A 2,525-nucleotide genomic window follows, 5' to 3' on the forward strand; every position below is an offset into this window, starting at 1 on the left:
ATCGTCAACGCCGAAGAATCGGGCAAGGACATCGCCGTCACCGGTAAGGTCGGTGGCGACGTCAAGGTCGGTGACACCGTCACCCTGACGGTCAATGGCCAGGACTACACCGGCAAGGTTGTCGACCTGGGTAACGGTTCCCTGGGCTACAGCATCAACGTGCCTGGTGCCGAGTTGGCTAAGGACAGCAGTGTCCACGCCTCCGTGACCGCCACGGACGACGCTGGCAACAGCAAGACCGCTGAAGCGGACAAGGGTTACAGCGTCGACACCGACATCGACGCTTCGATCACGATCGACACGATCGCCGGCGACGGCATCGTCAACGCTGAAGAATCCGGCAAGGACATCGCCGTGACCGGTAAGGTCGGCGGTGACGTCAAGGTCGGCGACACCGTCACCCTGACCGTCAACGGCCAGGATTACACCGGTAAGGTCGTGGATCTGGGTAACGGCTCCTTGGGCTACAGCATCAACGTGCCTGGCGCCGAGTTGGCCAAGGACAGCAACGTCCACGCCTCCGTCACGGCGACCGACGATGCGGGTAATTCGAAGACCGCTGAAGCGGACAAGGGCTACAGCGTCGACACCGACATTGACGCTTCGATCACGATCGACACGATCGCGGGCGACGGCGTGGTGAACGCCGAAGAATCGGGCAAGGACATCGCCGTCACTGGTAAGGTAGGTGGCGACGTCAAGGTCGGTGACACTGTCACCCTGACGGTCAGTGGCCAGGATTACACCGGCAAGGTGGTGGACCTGGGTAACGGCTCCCTGGGCTATAGCATCAACGTCCCGGGTTCGGAACTCGCCAAGGACAGCAATGTCCACGCTTCCGTGACCGCCACGGACGACGCTGGCAACAGCAAGACTGCTGAAGCCGACAAGGGCTACAGCGTCGACACCGACATTGACGCTTCGATCACGATCGACACGATCGCGGGCGACGGCGTGGTGAACGCCGAAGAATCGGGCAAGGACATCGCCGTCACTGGTAAGGTCGGTGGCGATGTCAAGGTCGGCGACACCGTCACCTTGACCGTCAATGGCCAGGACTACACCGGTAAGGTGGTGGATCTGGGTAACGGCTCGCTGGGTTACAGCATCAACGTGCCTGGCGCCGAGTTGGCCAAGGACAGCAACGTCCACGCCTCCGTCACGGCGACCGACGATGCGGGTAATTCGAAGACCGCTGAAGCGGACAAGGGCTACAGCGTCGACACCGACATTGACGCCTCGATCACGATCGATACGATCGCGGGCGACGGCGTGGTGAACGCCGAAGAATCCGGCAAGGACATCGCCGTCACCGGTAAGGTCGGTGGCGACGTCAAGGTGGGCGACACCGTCACCCTGACGGTCAATGGTCAGGACTACACCGGCAAGGTTGTCGACCTGGGTAACGGTTCCCTGGGCTACAGCATCAACGTGCCTGGCGCCGAGTTGGCTAAGGACAGCAATGTCCACGCCTCCGTCACGGCGACCGACGATGCGGGTAATTCGAAGACCGCTGAAGCCGACAAGGGCTACAGCGTCGACACCGACATCGATGCTTCGATCACGATCGACACGATTGCTGGCGACGGCATCGTCAACGCTGAAGAATCCGGCAAAGACATCGCCGTGACCGGTAAGGTCGGCGGCGACGTCAAGGTCGGTGACACCGTCACCCTGACGGTCAATGGCCAGGACTACACCGGTAAGGTCGTGGATCTGGGCAACGGTTCCCTGGGCTACAGCATCAACGTCCCGGGTTCGGAACTCGCCAAGGACAGCAATGTCCACGCTTCCGTGACCGCCACGGACGACGCTGGCAACAGCAAGACGGCTGAAGCCGACAAGGGTTACAGCGTCGACACCGACATTGACGCCTCGATCACGATCGATACGATCGCGGGCGACGGCGTGGTCAACGCCGAAGAATCGGGCAAGGACATCGCCGTCACCGGTAAGGTCGGTGGCGACGTCAAGGTCGGTGACACCGTCACCCTGACGGTCAATGGTCAGGACTACGCCGGCAAGGTCGTGGATCTGGGTAACGGCTCCTTGGGCTACAGCATCAACGTGCCTGGCGCCGAGTTGGCTAAGGACAGCAATGTCCACGCCTCCGTCACGGCGACCGACGATGCGGGTAATTCGAAGACCGCTGAAGCCGATAAGGGCTACAGCGTCGACACCGACATTGACGCCTCGATCACGATCGATACGATCGCGGGCGACGGCGTGGTGAACGCCGAAGAATCCGGCAAGGACATTGCCGTCACTGGTAAGGTCGGTGGCGACGTCAAGGTCGGCGACACCGTCACCCTGACGGTCAATGGTCAGGACTACACCGGTAAGGTCGTGGATCTGGGCAACGGTTCCCTGGGCTACAGCATCAACGTGCCTGGCGCCGAGTTGGCCAAGGACAGCAATGTCCACGCCTCCGTCACGGCGACCGATGACGCCGGCAACAGCAAGACCGCTGAAGCCGATAAGGGCTACAGCGTCGACACCGACATTGACGCTTCGATCACGATCGA

Annotated in this window: 1 protein-coding gene; it reads left to right on the top strand. The window is 61.5% G+C overall.

Annotated features, from left to right (window positions below):
• A partial coding sequence (locus tag CEY09_RS31695) for an Ig-like domain-containing protein (protein WP_143219602.1) occupies window positions 1-2,525 on the top strand: 2,525 nt, incomplete at both ends.

The organism is Achromobacter marplatensis (assembly GCF_002209535.1).
GTDB lineage: Bacteria > Pseudomonadota > Gammaproteobacteria > Burkholderiales > Burkholderiaceae_B > Achromobacter > Achromobacter marplatensis.